Source organism: Salinactinospora qingdaonensis (assembly GCF_039539445.1).
In the GTDB taxonomy this organism is placed as follows: Bacteria; Actinomycetota; Actinomycetes; order Streptosporangiales; family Streptosporangiaceae; genus Salinactinospora; species Salinactinospora qingdaonensis.
Genome location: NZ_BAABDD010000026.1, coordinates 1 through 16140 on the forward strand (window position 1 = coordinate 1; position 16140 = coordinate 16140).

The 16140-nt window shown below is 67.6% G+C and carries 16 protein-coding genes; 8 read left to right on the plus strand and 8 right to left on the minus strand.

Annotated elements, in window-relative coordinates:
• From ABD848_RS19810 to glgB, 3 genes are all read left to right on the plus strand, one after another.
• A partial coding sequence (locus ABD848_RS19810) for an alpha-glucosidase C-terminal domain-containing protein (RefSeq protein WP_344974752.1) occupies window positions 1-507 on the plus strand: 507 nt, incomplete at its 5' end.
• Between the two features lie 23 nt (window positions 508-530).
• Window positions 531-1952: a maltokinase N-terminal cap-like domain-containing protein gene (locus ABD848_RS19815; RefSeq protein ID WP_344974754.1), complete on the plus strand. Its 1422-nt coding sequence runs from the start codon at window positions 531-533 to the stop codon at window positions 1950-1952.
• A 194-nt stretch (window positions 1953-2146) separates the two neighbouring features.
• Window positions 2147-4321 (plus strand): 1,4-alpha-glucan branching protein GlgB, encoded by a 2175-nt coding sequence (gene glgB, locus ABD848_RS19820; protein ID WP_344974757.1) that lies wholly within the window; start codon window positions 2147-2149, stop codon window positions 4319-4321.
• A 237-nt stretch (window positions 4322-4558) separates the two neighbouring features.
• Here the strand turns inward: glgB and ABD848_RS19825 are convergent, their stop codons facing one another.
• Window positions 4559-5038: an ATP-binding protein gene (locus tag ABD848_RS19825; protein WP_344974759.1), complete on the minus strand. Its 480-nt coding sequence runs from the start codon at window positions 5036-5038 to the stop codon at window positions 4559-4561.
• A 217-nt stretch (window positions 5039-5255) separates the two neighbouring features.
• Here ABD848_RS19825 and ABD848_RS19830 point away from each other — a divergent pair, with 217 nt between their 5' ends.
• Together ABD848_RS19830 and ABD848_RS19835 are read left to right on the plus strand one after the other, a co-directional pair.
• Window positions 5256-6110, plus strand: coding sequence for a helix-turn-helix domain-containing protein (locus ABD848_RS19830; RefSeq protein WP_344974762.1), 855 nt, complete (start codon window positions 5256-5258; stop codon window positions 6108-6110).
• Between the two features lie 14 nt (window positions 6111-6124).
• The gene (locus tag ABD848_RS19835) at window positions 6125-6334 is read left to right on the plus strand and encodes a DUF397 domain-containing protein (protein ID WP_344974765.1); all 210 of its coding nucleotides are present in this window, start codon (window positions 6125-6127) and stop codon (window positions 6332-6334) included.
• Window positions 6335-6533: 199 nt separating this feature from the next.
• On the opposite strand, the gene ABD848_RS19840 is transcribed toward ABD848_RS19835, so the two are convergent.
• Window positions 6534-7217, minus strand: a complete 684-nt coding sequence (locus ABD848_RS19840; protein ID WP_344974769.1) for a hypothetical protein — start codon at window positions 7215-7217, stop codon at window positions 6534-6536.
• A 97-nt stretch (window positions 7218-7314) separates the two neighbouring features.
• Between ABD848_RS19840 and ABD848_RS19845 the strand changes: the two genes are divergently transcribed.
• Entirely contained in the window at window positions 7315-8523 is a 1209-nt protein-coding gene (locus ABD848_RS19845; RefSeq protein ID WP_344974772.1) for a glycoside hydrolase family 18 protein, read from the plus strand.
• Between the two features lie 63 nt (window positions 8524-8586).
• Here the strand turns inward: ABD848_RS19845 and ABD848_RS19850 are convergent, their stop codons facing one another.
• A complete protein-coding gene (locus ABD848_RS19850) occupies window positions 8587-9150 on the minus strand; it encodes a hypothetical protein (RefSeq protein WP_344974776.1) in 564 nt (187 codons plus the stop codon).
• A 175-nt stretch (window positions 9151-9325) separates the two neighbouring features.
• Here ABD848_RS19850 and sppA point away from each other — a divergent pair, with 175 nt between their 5' ends.
• Together sppA and ABD848_RS19860 are read left to right on the plus strand one after the other, a co-directional pair.
• Window positions 9326-11044: a signal peptide peptidase SppA gene (gene sppA / locus ABD848_RS19855; protein WP_344974781.1), complete on the plus strand. Its 1719-nt coding sequence runs from the start codon at window positions 9326-9328 to the stop codon at window positions 11042-11044.
• A 41-nt stretch (window positions 11045-11085) separates the two neighbouring features.
• A complete protein-coding gene (locus ABD848_RS19860) occupies window positions 11086-11553 on the plus strand; it encodes a flavin reductase family protein (RefSeq protein ID WP_344974898.1) in 468 nt (155 codons plus the stop codon).
• 304 nt (window positions 11554-11857) lie between these two features.
• On the opposite strand, the gene ABD848_RS19865 is transcribed toward ABD848_RS19860, so the two are convergent.
• The 5 genes from ABD848_RS19865 to ABD848_RS19885 form a co-directional block, all read right to left on the minus strand.
• The gene (locus ABD848_RS19865; protein WP_344974784.1) at window positions 11858-12772 is read right to left on the minus strand and encodes an ABC transporter substrate-binding protein; all 915 of its coding nucleotides are present in this window, start codon (window positions 12770-12772) and stop codon (window positions 11858-11860) included.
• A gap of 35 nt (window positions 12773-12807) precedes the next feature.
• Window positions 12808-13476, minus strand: a complete 669-nt coding sequence (locus ABD848_RS19870; protein ID WP_344974787.1) for an ABC transporter permease — start codon at window positions 13474-13476, stop codon at window positions 12808-12810.
• A 12-nt stretch (window positions 13477-13488) separates the two neighbouring features.
• Complete coding sequence (locus tag ABD848_RS19875; RefSeq protein WP_344974790.1) at window positions 13489-14181, minus strand: ABC transporter permease; 693 nt, start codon at window positions 14179-14181, stop codon at window positions 13489-13491.
• Window positions 14174-15328, minus strand: coding sequence for an ABC transporter ATP-binding protein (locus ABD848_RS19880; protein ID WP_344974792.1), 1155 nt, complete (start codon window positions 15326-15328; stop codon window positions 14174-14176). Before ABD848_RS19880 ends, ABD848_RS19875 begins: the two co-directional genes overlap by 8 nt.
• Window positions 15329-15473: 145 nt before the next feature.
• Window positions 15474-16133, minus strand: a complete 660-nt coding sequence (locus tag ABD848_RS19885) for an HAD family hydrolase (protein ID WP_344974796.1) — start codon at window positions 16131-16133, stop codon at window positions 15474-15476.
• Window positions 16134-16140 lie beyond the last annotated feature (7 nt).

The following is a 16140-nucleotide window of genomic DNA, read 5'->3' on the forward strand; positions in this document are numbered from 1 at the left end:
TATCTACCGCTGGTCATGGACCCCATCTACGGCTACCAGGCCCTCAACGTCGAAGCCCAACGCGACAACCCCGGCTCGTTGCTGAACTGGATGCGCAAGATGATCCAGATCCGCAAACGCCACCCGGTGTTCGGTACCGGCGACTTCACCGAACTGCACGCCAGCAACCCGAGCGTGTTGGCGTTTGTGCGCGAATACGGCGACGACCGGATGCTGTGCGTCAACAACCTCTCGCGGTTCCCGCAGCCAGTCGAACTCGACCTGCGCCGATTCCAGGGCGTCACCCCCATCGAGTGCACCGGCGGCGTCCGGTTTCCCGCCATCGGGGAGCTGTCCTACCTGCTCACCTTGCCTGGGCACGGTTTCTACTGGTTCCAGTTGCCACCCGTGCCCCCAGAGGAACGCACCCCGGAACCGGTGGCATCGCCCGAGGCGGCAGCCACCCCCACCACCCCGAGTGACCGAGGGCAGGCTCCTCGGCCCTCCCCCGCGTCCACCAGTAACTGAGAAGGAGAACGGACCGCTTCGACATGACGCAGCTAGAGGAGCTCCTGGCAGGGTGGATACCGCGCCAACGCTGGTTCGCCGGCAAAGGAATACCAATCGACGAGCTGACAGTGGAGTCACAGCACGTCCTCATCACCGGTCTACCGGGGCTGCGGATACTGGTGGTGGCGGTCAGTCAAGAGGGCGCGGCCGACCGCTACCAGGTGCTCCTCGGCCTGCGTCCGGCGGGAACGCTCGGCGCTGACCTGGCACACGCCGAGATCGGCACGGCAGAGGTCGACACCGCCGCCGGGGCAAAACCGCAGTGGTGCGCCCTCTACGACGCCGCACACGACCCAGAACTGACCGCGGAGATACTCGAACGCCTCGCCGGCTCCACGCCGAACGGAGCCAGCGCCAACGCGGTGCGGTTCCGGCGGCTGCCCGAAACCACCATCCGTACCGGCCTGCGCAGCCTGGTGCTCAGCGGCGAGCAGTCCAACACCTCGCTGGTCTACGGCGAAGACTACGTCCTGAAGGTCTTCCGCCGGCTATGGCCAGGACACAACCCGGATCTGGAGTTGACCGCGGCACTGACGGGCTCACCGTTCGTCGCCCGGGTGCACGGCTGGCTTGAGGTGGACCTGACCGACGAACACACGGCTACGCCGGTACCCACGACGCTGGCGATGCTGCAAGAGTTCCTGCGCAGCGCGACCGACGGGTGGGTGCTGGCGGGCACGAGCGTGCGTGACCTCTACGAGATGCCCGACACCGCCCCGGGCGACGCCGGCGGCGACTTCGCCGGGGAGTCCGAACGGTTGGGCAGCGCCACGGCCAGCGTGCACCGGGAGCTGGCACGCGCGCTACCCACCGACCTGTTGGGACCGGGCGCGGTCACCGAACTGGCCGAAAGCATGGTCGAACGGCTGCACTCGGCAGCCGACCAGGTGGGCGAGCTGAAACCGTACACGGCCCGGCTGCGCGCGGCCTTCGACGCCTTCGCAGAACTGGAGGAGCCGCTGCCCGTCCAGCGCGTGCATGGCGACTACCACCTCGGCCAGGTGGTGCGCACCGACGCGGGGTGGGTGCTGCTGGACTTTGAAGGAGAGCCCGCTGTTCCGGTCGCCCAACGCCAGCGCCTGTCGAGCCCGCTACGCGACGTCGCCGGGATGCTGCGTTCCTTCGACTACGCGGCGCGCTACCAGTTGGTCGAGCACCCAAGGGCTGAGGAGTTGACCGGCACGGCCCGCGCCTGGGCGCGGCGCAGCCGCGACGCATTCTGCGCGGGCTATGCAGCGGCAGGAGGGATCGATCCGGAAAAACACCTGACCGTGCTGCGGGCCTTCGAGTACGACAAGGCCGTCTACGAGGTCCTGTACGAGGCGCGACACCGCCCCTCATGGCTGCGTATTCCACTCGACTCGATCGCCGCACTGGCGGGAGGCACCCCCTCCACCCAGTGAACGCGACACACCCCGGTGGTGCTGAGGGCGCTGCGATGCTCCGGCGCCACCGCCACGGCCGATCGCCGCTGCTCCAGGGCGGACGAGCACGTGGCCCCACCGCCGCGCCGGCACAGGGGCCGGACTACGGCGGTGAGTGACAGCTCCACCCAACCTGTTCGCACACTTTGTTCCACGACACCACGGGAAACGCTATGAGCAACGCGCTCCTGGCCGAGATCGACCGCATCGTCGACGGCCACCACCACGACCCCCACTCGATCCTGGGGGCCCACCCCAGTCCTGACGGTGCCACGGTGCGCACGCTACGCCCGATGGCCTACTCGGTTCACGCCGTTCTCGCCGATGGCAACCAGGTAGAACTGCCCCACCTGCACCGCGGCGTATTCGCCGGCACACTGAACGTAGCCGAAGCCGGTGACTACCGACTGGCCGTGCGCTACAGCGCCACCGACGAAGCCCACATCATCGACGATCCCTACCGCTACCTGCCCACGATCGGTGAACTCGACCGCCACCTGATCGGCGAGGGACGTCACGAGGAACTATGGCGGGCCTTGGGCGCGCACACCCGCCGCTACCCCTCCGCTATAGGAGAGATCAGGGGGACCTCGTTCACTGTCTGGGCCCCCAACGCCCAGGGTGTGCGCGTGATCGGTGACTTCAACCATTGGAATGGGGTCGCCTACCCGATGCGCGTGCTGGGGTCCCTGGGGGTGTGGGAATTGTTCGTCCCCGACGTGGGCGACGGCGCGCACTACAAGTACCAGGTCCTGGGCTCCGACGGGCGGTGGCGCGACAAGGCCGACCCCATGGCCACCGCTACCGAACTCCCGCCGGACACGGCATCGGTGGTCCACACCTCAACCCACCAGTGGCACGACGACGAATGGCTGTCCCAACGCAAAATCGCCGACTGGACCCGCCAGCCCATGAGCATCTACGAGGTGCACCTCGGCTCATGGAAGCCGGGGCTGTCCTACCGGGAGCTGGCCGATGAGCTCGTGCCCTACGTCCGTGACATGGGATTTACCCACGTGGAGTTCTTGCCGGTGGCCGAGCACCCCTTCGGGGGCTCGTGGGGCTACCAGATCACCTCCTACTACGCTCCCACGGCCCGCTTCGGCTCCCCCGACGACTTCCGGCTGCTGGTCGACCGGTTGCACCAGGCGGGAATCGGGGTGCTGGTCGACTGGGTGCCGGCGCACTTCCCCAAGGACGACTGGGCGCTGGCGCGCTTCGACGGCACAGCCCTGTACGAGCACCCCGATCCGCGCCGCGGCGAGCACCCCGACTGGGGCACCTACATCTTCAACTACGGCCGTACCGAGGTGCGGAACTTCCTCATCGCCAACGCGCTTTACTGGCTGGAGGAGTTCCACATCGACGGGCTACGGGTCGACGCTGTGGCCTCGCTGCTGTACCTGGACTACTCACGCGGCTCGGGTGAATGGGCGCCTAACGCCTACGGCGGGCGGGAAAACTTGGAAGCCATCGAGTTCATCAAGGAACTCAACGCCACCGCCTACCGCCGCAACCCCGGTATCACCATGGTCGCCGAGGAATCCACTGCCTGGCCGGGGGTATCGCGGCCGGTCGACTCCGGGGGGTTGGGTTTTGGCTTCAAGTGGAACATGGGCTGGATGCACGACACGCTGGAGTACCTGCGGCGCGATCCCATGTACCGGCAATACCACCACAACGAGATCACGTTCTCGATGGTGTACGCATTCAGCGAGAACTACATCCTGCCCCTTTCCCACGACGAAGTGGTGCACGGCAAGAATTCGCTGCTGAACAAGATGCCCGGCGACGAATGGCGGCGCTGCGCCAACCTACGCACGCTGCTGGGGTTCATGTGGGCCCACCCGGGCAAGCAACTCCTGTTCATGGGCGACGAGATCGCCCAGGGGGATGAATGGTCGCACGAAACCGGCGTGCAGTGGTGGCTGTTGGACTACTCCCACCACGAGGGGATGCGGCGGCTGGTCGCCGAACTCAACCGGCTCTACCGGGCAACGCCGGCGCTGTGGACCCAGGACTTCGGCCCGGAGGGCTTCACATGGATCGACGGCGGGGACGCCAGCGGCAACACCTTGTCGTTCATGCGCCACGGCGACGACGGTACGGCGCTGGTGTGCCTGGTCAACTTCTCCGGTTCGCCGCACGAACACCGGCGGGTGGGGCTGCCGTGGGCCGGCACCTGGCGCGAGATCCTCAACACCGATGCTCACAGCTACGGGGGAAGTGGTATGGCCAGCACGGCGGGGGCGACGGCCACCGCGGAACCGTGGAACGGCCAGCCGGCATCGGCGGTGCTCACCTTCCCTCCGCTGGCGACCGTGTGGCTGTCCTACGAGGCGCAGTAGGGCCAGCGGGTGACATCGGCCGGGCGCGTCGCCGGGCGGTATGCCGGCGCCGGAGCCGCGCCCGAGCCGGGAGCGGGCCGGACGAGGTTGTTGTTTTTTGAAAAGGGCGGCGAGAGCGGGCGGTGGGCGCGCGGGTGAGCGCCCCCGCAGGCTGCCGAGATCGCGCAGCGGTCGAGGCAGGAGCGAACGGAGAACACTCCCCACGGCCCCCACCTCAGCCGTTCAAAAAACAACAACCTAGGCGGCGAGTTCGCACCAGGCGACATGCTGGGACGACTGCGGGGGGGCCATGAACCCGTAACGGCCATGGGAGCACAGGCTGACCATGGCCAGCCCGCGCCCCGATGCGGATAACGGGTCGTCGAGTGTCCGTAGCAGCACGCGCGGCACGCTGGGGGCGCCGGCCTTGGGGCCGAGATCGTGGAGCGCCAGCCCGATCCACGTGGGACGGAGGTGGAGCAGCACAGTGAACACGCCGCCCGCCTCTCCAGATTTGGAGTGACGAACGGCGTTGGTTGCGAGCTCACTGGCACACAGCCGGAGGTTTTCGCGCAGCTCATCGGAGTAGCGGTACCGGGATGCTCCGATGGCCTCGGTGGCGAATTCCCGGCACGATCGCACGGCCGTTGGGTCTCCCGTAAAACTACGGCATGCCGACGGTACCCCCCACTTCCTTCCCGGATGCAATTGCATGGGCGGGGGGATAACGTGGTTCATGGTTCAGCTCCCTGTCCTGGCAGGTGAGTTGGTTCGAGCCCTGGTCAGGCGCTAGCCCCGCTTGACCAGGGCCACTTTATTTTTATGCGTTTTCCGCATGATCGTCCCAACTGACGCAAAAACTGTGCGTAGCAAGACAACCACGCCGATAGTTAAAGTGTGCCGTCGAGCTATCTCCCGAGCAACCCGAATTGTCAAATTGACCTAGAATTTCTGTGTGGGAACCACAACGATGACCTCAGGTAGCCCGACGGTCGCCCAGTGGCAACTCGCCCGAGAGCTGAAGCGGCTTCGTAGCGAACACAAAATGAATCGGACAGAAGTCGCAAAAATTCTCGAAGTAACCGTTTCCAGCGTCAGTCGGTGGGAATCAGCGGAAAGGGTGCCACGGGAGAAGGAACTCAAACAGCTCGCACAGTACTACCACCTGAGCAGCCAGGAGAGCGACGAACTGGTAAACCTGCGCCGCCAGGCGGGCAAGCGTGGGTGGTGGCAATCCTTCGACCTGGAGAAGCGCTACGGCACCTTCATCGGACTCGAAGCCGACGCCACAGAGATTGAGATCTACGAGAGCAGCGTGATCACCGGGCTGCTGCACACACCCAACTACGCCCGGGAGGTGATCCGCGGCACGCTGCAAGCCGGAGAGCCGGTGGACGGGCAGGTGGAGGTGCGACTAGCCCGCCAGCAGCGCGTCCTCGACGAGAACGGCCCCGAGGTGTGCGTGGTCCTGGGTGAGGCCGCGATCCGTCAGCTCGTCGGTGGGCGCCAGATCATGCGCGAGCAGCTTCAGCACCTCATTGAGCTGATTGACCACCCCAAGGTGACCCTCCAGGTGATCCCGTTCAGCGCTGGGGTACACATCGGGCTATTAATGCCGAACTTCGTAATTCTGACCTTGGCGGATTTTCGTCTTTCCACCGTGTATCTGGAGGGACAGGCCAGTAACCTCTTCCTCGACAGTCACGAGGATGTCGCCCGCCATAAGCTCGCTTTCAAGAAACTGCGATCGGCGGGGGTGAGTGGGAACTTAGCTCAATCCCTGCTGGCGGACGTCATCAAGGAACTTTAGAAGAGGTAAGCGCCATGGCCACGGGGACTCAGCCGCTGCTCAGCGCTGGCATATGGAGGAAATCCAGCTACACCGGAAGCCAGGGAAACTGCGTTGAAGTAGCCGATCTGCCCGAAAAGCACGAGATGCGAGACTCCAAAAACCCCAAAACGGGCAAACTATGTTTCTCCTCCGCCGAATGGGCTTTCTTCATTACCTCCGTTAAAAACGGGCAGTTCTCTTAAGCCCCCGCTCCGAAGGACAAACTGGCGTGAATCTGTCCGGCTCCGCGCCCCACGACGGCGAACCGGATCGCCAGGGAGCCGCCGCCCACAAGCCTCGGGGGCTCCCCCTCATCTTCGGCCCCGAACACGTTCGGCCCCGGTGGTTCGGCACGTGCCGAACCACCGGGGCCACACCCCCATGGTCTCGAGAAGCCGAGCGTCACGAGTTGTAGGCGGTGACGTCCATCGACGCGGCGATCTGGTCGTAGTACTCGGCGTAGCGCGGGTCCACCGCCCACACGTAGACCACCACATCACTCTTGGGCAGGAACCACATCCGCACCTCGAAGGTGTCGCCGTTCTCGCACTCCACCTGCCAGACCGAGTGATGGGACTTCAGCCCGTCGGCATGGGTGGTAAACCCCTGAGTCGTCTGAGTCGACGCGGTGACCGCGACGTTGCCGGCCCGGGCCGTGCCCGCGCTGCGGCAGGCGTTGGGCTGTGCCGCCCACCCGTTGTCCTGGTTGAAGGCGTCGTCTTTCTTCGGCCAGTTGGCGGGATGGCGCTGGGCGGCGTGCGGAAAGACCTGGACGGCACCGAAGTCGCAGTTCTGCTGGCCTGGGGGGCGCATGCACAACGAGTCGCCCGAGTCGTCGACCTGCCAACCTTCGGGAGCGTTGATCTTGACGCCCTCGATTTCTGTGGGAACGAAACCTTCCGGTCCCGGTGCCTTTGCAGCGGCGACGACCCCGTCATAGGTCTGTTGCGGACTGGGGCCACCCTCCGAGGAGAAGGCGTCGGCGGCTCCAGAGCCGCTACACCCGGCCGCCAGCGCGGCGAGGGCCACCGCTGCGAAGCCCAACCTGGGGGCTTTGAACCGCGATCGGCTGGGCATGCCAGACATGCGTTTCCCTTCTCGCGTGAAGCTTGACCTCACCGACGATAGCGGGCGAATCTGGCTTTTCGCGCCATGTCCCGGGGGCTGAGAGAGGACCGTGCCGGTGCGCACCGTCGGCTATTTTCCGCAATGGGCAATCTATGACCGCCATTACCTGTTGCGCGACGTCCACACAAGCGGGCAGGCGGCAGAGCTCACCCACCTCACTTATGCATTCGCCGAGCTGAACAAGCGCGGCCAGTGTGTCATGACCGAAAAGGCCACCGGTGACTCCTGGGCGGACTACCAGCTCCGGTTCAGCGCAGCCGCCAGTGTCGACGGTGTAGCCGACGCCTACGAGCAACCGTTGGCAGGCAACTTCAGCCAGCTCCGCACGTTGAAGGCGCGCCACCCCCACCTGCGAGTGGGTATCTCGGTCGGCGGCTGGAACGCTTCGAAGTACCTCTCCAATGCGGCCCGCACGAAAGAGTCGCGTGCGGCGTTCGCGGAATCGTTGATCTCGCTGTACTTCGACGGCGACCTGCCCGTGCGGGCGGGCGAGCCCCAGGGCGGCCCCGGGGCGGCGGCGGCGATCTTCGACTACGTCGACTTCGACTGGGAGTGGCCAGGGTCAGCCGGCAACGAGCACAACGTGACCCGTCGCAAGGACCGACGCAACTTCACGCGCATCGTCGCCGAGACCCGCCGGCAGCTCGACGACTTCACCCGCCGCACCGGCAGACACGTCGAGATCAGCGCCTACCTGCCGGCGGAGCGCTCCCGTATCGAGGCCGGGATCGAGCCCGAACTCTTCGACTTCATCGACTTCGGAATCGTGCAGGGCTATGATTTCAACGGCGACTGGGACATGACGACCAACCACGCCTCGCAGCTCTACACCCCCACCGCCGACCCCTCGCCGCAGCGGCTCAGCGTGGACACGGGCGTCACCAACTACCTGAAGCTGGGTGTGGCCGCGCAGCGGCTGCTGGTCGGCGTCCCCGGCTTTGGGCGGGGCTGGCGCGGCGTGCCGGCCGGCAACGGCGGGCTGTACCAACGCGCCCGCGGAGTGGCGGCCGGCACCTGGGAAGACGGAGACGAGGACTTCGCCACCTTGGCGCGCAGACCCGGTGAGCGGTTCCGCGACCGCGCCCACGGCGCGCTGTGGCTCTACGACGGCGACGAGTTCTGGAGCTACGACGACCCGGAGCTGATACGCACCAAAGCCGGATACGTCGTCGAGCGGGGGCTGGGCGGGATGAGCCTGTGGTCGCTGGACAACGACGACCGGCAGGGCTCGCTGGTGCGAGCGATGCGCGCCGCACAGCGCTGAGACCGGCGGGTGGAGCGGTGCCGGCGCACCGGCCTCCACGGCCGTGAAGCGCCACGGCCGGACTCAGGGCACGGCGCCGGAGAAAACGGCCGGCTGCCGGGGATGCTCGAAACGCACGGTGAGCCTCCTGGCGTCGGGTGGGAAGAGACAGGCGAAGCGCACCGTCACCGAGGTGTCGACCTCACCGGCGGTCACGCGATCGGCGCCGTGGTCGGGAGCGAGGACGTTGGCCACGGCCTCGCCATCGGCGGCGCAGGTGAGCGGGCTCTGGGTCAAGCCCAGCACCCGACCGATCGGCTCCCTCATCCGGATGGCTAGCGCGAACACGACGATGGGCTCGCCCGCCGCGGAGTCGCCGCGCCGGCCGGTGTGGGGGGCCACTCGTACCGCCGACGCGCCGGCGACCCGCCGCCCGACGACGTCGACGCTGAATCCGACCTCGGCGGTCTGGCCGGTGAACTCGTGCTCATAGGCACCAACGGGGTAGGTGATGACGTGTTCCTCGCCAAAGGGGAGATGCCCGCCGTGGGCCGGTACGGCGGTACCCCCGACGACGAGGCAGATGAGGGCGATGAGGACGGCAGCGAAGGGAAGGAGGCGGGAAGCGGACAGCGGGCGAGCAGCCATGGGTCTTCCTTTTTCCGCGACGAAGAGGACGAAGAGGGGAGGGGCGATCACATCGCCCCGACGACACAATTAACCTTAGACATCACAGAAAGTAGTGTCGGGTTATCCACAAGCTTGACTGCGGGCTCCTCGATGCCGGTGCCCGGCGAGGCTGGTCGGCTACTAGCCTGTGCGTATGGTGGAAGTCGCGAAGCTGCTCGAACCCGTCTCCAAGCTGCGACAGCGGCGCGCTGGCCCGCTCGTCCTCGAACTCGACCTCACTGAAGGCATCTCCGACGAGTCGCCCGGTGACCCGCTTGGCCAACTGCTGGCTATGCGTCGCCAGCGACTGTTCGACATCCTGGAGGGCATCCGCCGCGGTGCCCGCGATCCCCGTGTCAAGGCGCTTATCGCCAAGATCGGTTCCGCCCCCATCAGCTTCGGCAAGCTCCAGGAGCTGCGCACGGCCGTGGGGGTGTTCCGCGCCAGCGGCAAACCGGCTCTGGCCTGGAGCGAGTCGTTCGGTGACTTCGGCCCTGGCACCGCCTCCTACTACCTCGCCACGGCGTTTTCCGAAATCGCCCTGGTGCCTTCGGGGGCGGTGGGCCTGACCGGCCTCAGCGTCACCAACCGTTTCCTGCGCGACGCGGTGGAAAAACTCGGGGTCGACTACGAGATCGGCGCGCGCCACGAGTACAAGAACGCCGTCAACATGCTCACCGAGCGCGACTTCACCGGACCGCACCGCGAGGCCACCGAGCGCATTGTCGCCTCCCTGACCGAGCAGGTGGTCGAGGGGATCAGTGAAGGGCGTGGGCTCAGCGCCCAGGACGTGCGTTCTCTCATCGACCGCGGCCCGTTCATCAGTCACGAGGCGCTGGAGGCCGGCCTGGTCGACCGGTTGGGCTACCGCGACGAGATCTACGGCGAACTGCTGGGGCGCTTCCGCGGCCCAGAGAGCGAGCACGAGGGGGCGCGGCTCCAGTTCGTGTCGCGCTACCAGCGTGCCCAGACGCTGGCCAGCCGGGTTCCGGCGGTGCAGCGCGGCGAGTACGTGGCGCTCGTCTCGGGTATCGGCCAGATCATCCCCGGACGCAGCCGGCGCTCTCCGCTGGGCGGCAGCAGCGCCATGGGGTCTGACACCGTCGCCGCGGCTTTCCGCGCCGCCCGTGCCGATCCCAAGGCGCGTGCCGTGGTGTTTCGCGTCGACAGTGGTGGCGGCTCCTACACCGCCTCCGATGTGATCCGCCGAGAGGTCAAGCTGACCTCGGAGGCCGGCAAGCCGGTGGTCGTGTCCATGGGGGACGTCGCGGCCTCGGGCGGATACTTCATCGCGCTGGGAGCCGACAGCATCGTCGCCAAGCCGGGCACGCTGACCGGCTCCATCGGGGTGTTCATTGTCAAGGCGGTCCTGTCGGAGCTGATGGGCAAGCTGGGGATCTCCAGCGACTCCATCGACGCCGGCTCGCACGCGACCATGTACAGCACCGATCGCAAATTCAGCGAGTCGGAGTGGGAACGGGTCAACGCGATGCTCGACCACGTCTATGACGACTTCACGGCCAAGGTCGCCGAGGCGCGGGGGATGACCCGTGAACAGGTCCACGAGGTCGCCCGAGGTCGGGTCTGGACGGGGGCCGACGCTCACACGCACGGGCTCGTCGACGAACTGGGCGGGGTGGAGACCGCCGCCGGGATCGCCCGGAAACGGGCCGGCCTGCCGTCGATGACCGCACTGCGCCCCTTCCCGCAGCCGAATCCGCTGGAGCGGCTGGTTCCGCCCGAGTCCAGCGAGGACAAGACCGCGGCGCGGCTGCGCGTGAGCTCGTGGGGCCCGTTGGCCGAGCTCTCGGCCCGGATCGGACTGCCCGCTGCCGGCCCGCTGGTCATGCCGGGGACGTGGGAGATCCGTTGAACGGCGACCCGCTGGTTGCCCCCACTGAGTTCACCGAGACCATGGCGCACTTCGCCACGGGCGTGACCGTGGTCACCGTGCGCGACGACCGCGACGATATCGGCACTACGGTCAGCGCCGTCGCCTCCATCTCGGCCGAGCCGCCCATTGTGTTGGTCAGTGTGCTCGCCGAGAGCTACCTCAGCGAGGTCATGGACCGGCAGGGGGCGTGGGCGGTGAACGTGCTCGACGCCCGCCACAAGGCCATCGCCGGCCGGTTCGCCGCCGAGGGCCGGCCGAGCGCGCGGTTGCTGCTGGCCAACGAGCCGCACCACCGGGGCGAACGCACCGGTGCGTTGATCCTCGACGAGGCGATCGCGGCGCTGGAGTGCTCGATGACGCAGCGTGTGGTCGCGGGCGACCACGTGGCCTATCTGGGGGAGGTAACCGCGCTTCCCGCCGTGGGGCGGGGGTCTGCCCCTGGTTCACCGCTGATCCGCTACGGCGGGAGGTACCACAGCCTCAGCTAGCCCCTTTTACGGTCTGCACTTTTTCGGTAACCGAAGTCGCACGGCGTGGTTAGTTCACTCGCCCTGGCTTGGGAGGGTGGAATGGAGCCATGGACGCCCTGATCACGTTCCTCGGTATTATCGCGGTCGGCCTCGTGCTCGCCGCGATTCTTTGACCTAGTCCGCCCGGCGACCTCGCACCGAAAACGAGGCCGCTCACCCGGCGATCCGCCCAGGGAGCGGCCTCATCCTCCGTGGAATGTGGCAACGGCGTGGGGGCTCTTACGGTGCTGTGCCGTGCCACATTCCAGCGCCCGCCCGGCGGCTAGACCAGGCCTACCGACTCCAGCCAGTCGGTGGCGACGTGGTCGGGGTCTTCGTGGTCGACGCTGACCCGCTGGTTGAGGTCGACCAGGGCCTGGGTCGTGAGTTCGGCGGAGACCGCGTTGAGGGCGTCGCGGGCGGTGTCGTCGACGCTGTCGCTGTGGATGAGTGGCGTCACGTTCTGGACGCCGAAGAGGTTCTCGGGGTCCTCCAGGACGACGAAGTCGTTGACAGCGAAGGCGGGACTGGTGGTGAACAGGTTGCCCGCCTGGATATCGCCGTCGGAAAGGGCTTGGGCGACGAGTGAGGAGTCCAGGGAGCGGAACTCGGCGAAGGTGAGGCCGTAGGTCTCGCTCAGCCCCGGCACACCCTGGGGGCGGGTCTCGAACTCGGCGGGCGCGCCGAGAACCATGTCACCGGCCACGTCCGCCAAGTCGGGGATGGCCGCCAGGTCGTGGCGTTGGGCGGTTTCGGCTGTGACCGTGAGCGAGTCCTTGCTCTGCGCCTGTGCGGAGTCGAGGATGGCGAGACTATCGGGGAGCTGTTGTTCGATGGTGGCGTTGGTGGCCTCGGTGTCGCCGGTGGTGGCCTCCGGGTCGAGGTGGAAGAGGACCGCACCGTTGTATTCGGGAAAGACCGACAGCTCCCCCTCCTGGATCTGGTGGAAGTAGACCTCGCGGCTGCCGATGTTGAACTGGGTCCGCACCGGCACCCCTTGCGCCCGCATCGCCTCGGCGTAGATGTTGCCGAGCAGGGTGCTCTCGGGGAAGTTGGCCGATCCCACGACGACCGCCTCCTGCGACGGGTCGGCGGAGCCCCCGCCTCCCCCCTCCTCGTAGGGGTCGGAGCTGCCGCACGCGGTCAGTATGAGGGGCAGCAGGGCGGTGGCGGCGGCGAGTCTGCGGGGGCTGCGCATGGCGTACCTTCTCTCACGTGAGGACCGGGGAGGGATCATCGCGCCTTCGACTGCCGCAGCCCCGGCGCGACCAGCGCGCGGCGCAGCGCAGCGAAGACGACGATGACGAACACAGCGAGGGCGACGACGAGCAGCGCGCCGCCCACGACCATCTCGAAACGCTGCCGGGCCTGGCCGTCGACGATGAAACGGCCGAGCCCGCCGATGCCGACGTAGGCGGCGATCGTGGCGGTGGAGACCACCTGGATGGCGGCTGTCCGCAACCCGAGGAGGATCAGCGGCAGCGCGACGGGGACCTCCAACCGCAACAGCACGTGACGCTCCCGCATCCCCATCCCCCGGGCGGCGTCGCGCGCACGGGGATCGACACCGCGCACTCCCTCGTGGGTGTTGACGAGGATGGGAGGAACGGCCAGCGCCACCAAGGCCGCCATCACCGGCAGCAGGCCGATACCGGCGGCCAGCACCACGAGCATGAGAACACCGATCGTGGGCAACGCGCGGGCGAAGTTGGCCACGGACACGGTGAGGAACCCGCCTCGGCCGGTATGGCCGGTGAGCAGCCCCACGGGGACCGCGATGAGGGCTGAGAGCAGCAGCGCCAGGCCAGAGTAGCCAAGGTGCTCGGCCAGCCGCACGGGGATACCGGCCGGGCCGCTCCACTGCGCCGGGTCGGCGAACCATTCCCAAAACCACAGCACCATCGTCTGGACTCCCTACCGTGGCTGTTCGGGCTCGTCGACCGGCCCGGCGGCACGCTCGCGTCGCCACGGCGTCAACAGGCGCTGCAACAGCACCAGCAACGCATCGGCGCAGAAGGCGAGCAGCACCGACAGGACGGTTCCGACGACGATCGGCGTGGGGAACTGGCGGCGGAACCCCTCGGTCAAGATGAGTTGGCCGAGCCCACCCAACCCCACGAGGGAGGCGACACTGACCATGCTGATGGTGGCGACCGCCGCGACGCGCAGGCCGGCCACGATCACCGGGACCGCGATCGGGAGCTCGACGCGCAGGAGTTGGCGCAGCGGCCCGAACCCCATGGCCGTGGCGGCCTGGCGCACGTGCTCGGGCACGTGGTGCAGGCCGTCGACGACGTTGGGCACCAGGATCGCCAGCGTGTAGAGGGTGAGCGGGATGACGGCCGTCCACAGGCTGAAGCTGGTGTAGGGCAGCAGCAGGAAGAACAGCGCGATAGAGGGGATCGCGTAGACGACGTTGACCGCTGTGAGCGTGGCCGGATACAGCGACCGCCAACGCACGCAGGCGATCCCCACCGGTAGCGCGATGAGCAGGCCCAGCAGCAGCGGGATCACCGACAGTTGCAGGTGCTCCAGCAGGCGGGTGCCGATGGGGTCGGCGAGGTTGGCGGCGATCCACTCCCAACTGATCAGCGGCGCCTCACCCATCGTGGCCGACCGGAGGCACGGTGGGCGTGGCGTCGTTGCCCACAGACGAGATGGCGGCGCCCAATTCGGACTGGGCGACGACGCCGACGACCTTGCCATCGGCATCGACCCCCACCGCTCTGCCGGTGGGGGAGAGCACGGCCGCGTCCAGCGCCGCGCGCAGCGAGTCGGTGACGACGCTGAAGACGTGGCCGTAGGAGACGAGTTCGAGCTGTTCGAGGCGCATAGTGGGGTCGCTGGCGTCGAGCGCGGTCACATGGACCCACCCGCGCGGTCGGCGGCGCTCATCGACCACGAACACCCACGGTTCCCCTTGGCCGAGTGCGATAGCGCGTGCGGCCTCGACCGAGGTCGCCGCGGAGAGCACCGTATCCCCGCGCAGCGGTAGAGAGTGGGCGGGGAAGAAAGACAGTCGCCGCACTCCCCGGTCGTAGCCGAGGAACGAGGCGACGAACTCGTCGGCCGGTTCAGCGAGCAGCCGCTCGGGACGGTCGACCTGGGCGAGGCTGCCGCCGGGGCGCAGCACCGCGATCGTGTCGCCGATCTTGACGGCTTCGTCGATGTCGTGGGTGACGACCGCGATGGTCTTGCGCAGTTCCCCCTGCAATCGCAGCAGCTCCTCGTGCAGGCTGCTACGCACGATCGGGTCGACGGCGCTGAAGGGCTCGTCCATGAGCAGGATCGGCGGGTCGGCGGCCAGCGCACGGGCGACGCCGACGCGCTGCTGTTGGCCGCCGGAGAGTTGGTGGGGGTAACGGTGGGCGAGCTGGGGGGAGAGGCCGGCCATCTCCATGAGCTCTCGGGCGCGCCCGCGGGCGCGGCGCTTGCCCCATCGCAGCAGGAGGGGGACGGTGGCGATGTTGTCGAGGACGGTGCGGTGCGGGAACAGGCCCGCGTGTTGGATGACGTAGCCGATCGACCGGCGCAGGTGGACGGGGTCGCTGTCGTTGACGTCGGAGCCGTCGATGCTTACGCGCCCCTCGGTGGGCTCAACCATGCGGTTGATCATGCGCAGCGAGGTCGTCTTGCCGCAGCCGGAGGGCCCGACGAGGACGGTGATCTCACCGCTTCGCAGGTGCAGGTCGAGTCCGGAGACAGCGACCGCGCCATCGGGGTAGCGCTTGGTGACTCCCTCAAAGGTGATCATGGGAACGTGTCATGTCCTCATCGGTGGGGGATCTCCTCGATCGGGTGATCGAAAGGCCGTCGCGCACGCTCGCCACATTCCACGTCAACCGAGGCGGCTGGAGCGCGCACCGGGCGAGGCCGTGGTCTTGCCCGGCGGTGGCTGCTCATCGGGCATGGTCGGCGAGCCAGGCGGGCAGTTCGGCGAGCCCATCGAGGATCACGTCGGCGTGGGCGGCTTCGGGAAGCTCGGCGTGGAGGTAGCCCCAGGGCCCCCGGCGTAGCAGGGCCGCCCGCATGCCGGCGGCCTTGGCGGGGAGGACGTCGTTGTCGACCCGGTCGCCGACGTAGAGGATCTCCTCGGGCTTGACGTCGGCCTCGTGGCGGACGCGGTCGAAAAACGCGGGATCGGGTTTGGCTACGCCCCACACGTCGGAGACGTGGATCGCGTCAACGGGCAGGCGCATCGCGACGAGAGCAGGCTCGGCGCGGGTGGGTTGGTTTCCCGCGACCAGGACCCCTAGGCCGGTCTCGCGCAGTCGCCGCAGGGTGGGGCGCACGTCAGGGTAGAGATCCTCGGCGTCGAAGTTCTCCCGCAGCGATTCCGGCTCCTCGGCCCGCCAGGCGGTGATTTCGGCGTTCACGTCGATGCCGGGCCGGATGACGTCGAAGGCGTCGCCCAGTGGCCGCCCTTGGGCGAGGACCCCGCCGATGATGGCGAAGAAGGTCAGGTGCGGCACGCCGAGCCGATCCGCCCAGCGGGCGAAGATACGCGACTCGTTGATGAGCGTCTCACCGACGTCGAACACTACGCTACGGATCTGCACAAAAAGG

Bases quoted from the DNA above. Each gene is read 5' to 3' on its own strand.
- ABD848_RS19875 (WP_344974790.1), bottom strand. From the start codon at position 14,181: ATGGGTGAGGCGCCGCTGATCAGTTGGGAGTGGATCGCCGCCAACCTC.
- ABD848_RS19815 (WP_344974754.1), top strand. From the start codon at position 531: ATGACGCAGCTAGAGGAGCTCCTGGCAGGGTGGATACCGCGCCAACGC.
- ABD848_RS19835 (WP_344974765.1), top strand. From the start codon at position 6,125: ATGGCCACGGGGACTCAGCCGCTGCTCAGCGCTGGCATATGGAGGAAA.
- glgB (WP_344974757.1), top strand. From the start codon at position 2,147: ATGAGCAACGCGCTCCTGGCCGAGATCGACCGCATCGTCGACGGCCAC.
- ABD848_RS19825 (WP_344974759.1), bottom strand. From the start codon at position 5,038: ATGAACCACGTTATCCCCCCGCCCATGCAATTGCATCCGGGAAGGAAG.
- ABD848_RS19870 (WP_344974787.1), bottom strand. From the start codon at position 13,476: ATGGTGCTGTGGTTTTGGGAATGGTTCGCCGACCCGGCGCAGTGGAGC.
- ABD848_RS19840 (WP_344974769.1), bottom strand. From the start codon at position 7,217: ATGTCTGGCATGCCCAGCCGATCGCGGTTCAAAGCCCCCAGGTTGGGC.
- ABD848_RS19865 (WP_344974784.1), bottom strand. From the start codon at position 12,772: ATGCGCAGCCCCCGCAGACTCGCCGCCGCCACCGCCCTGCTGCCCCTC.
- sppA (WP_344974781.1), top strand. From the start codon at position 9,326: ATGGTGGAAGTCGCGAAGCTGCTCGAACCCGTCTCCAAGCTGCGACAG.
- ABD848_RS19850 (WP_344974776.1), bottom strand. From the start codon at position 9,150: ATGGCTGCTCGCCCGCTGTCCGCTTCCCGCCTCCTTCCCTTCGCTGCC.
- ABD848_RS19880 (WP_344974792.1), bottom strand. From the start codon at position 15,328: ATGATCACCTTTGAGGGAGTCACCAAGCGCTACCCCGATGGCGCGGTC.
- ABD848_RS19860 (WP_344974898.1), top strand. From the start codon at position 11,086: ATGGCGCACTTCGCCACGGGCGTGACCGTGGTCACCGTGCGCGACGAC.